Raw genomic sequence first — 253 nt, forward strand, 5'->3', positions numbered from 1 at the left:
CCTTGCTCGAACAGAGGGTACGCATCATTGGTCAGGTGCGACGGGATACGGCACTCTACCTGCCTCCGGAACCAGAACCGAAACGCCGGGGGCCGAAACGAAAATACGGGCAGCGACTCGATGCAGTCATGCTGGATACATTGCCAGCGCAGGAAATGAATCTGATGCTGTACGGCAAACTGCAATTGGTCCGGCTGCGCTCGGCCATCACCGTGGCGCGATTCCTGAAGGGGGTGCCCGTGCGGGCGGTGTG

1 pseudogene is annotated in these 253 nt (G+C 60.5%); it reads left to right on the top strand.

Annotation, left to right across the window (positions count from 1 at the left end):
- Positions 1–253 (top strand): annotated as a pseudogene (locus tag IV91_RS0115200) (IS701 family transposase); the annotation flags it as partial.

The sequence above is a fragment of the Ferrovum myxofaciens genome (genome assembly GCF_000735045.1).
Classification (GTDB): domain Bacteria; phylum Pseudomonadota; class Gammaproteobacteria; order Burkholderiales; family Ferrovaceae; genus Ferrovum; species Ferrovum myxofaciens.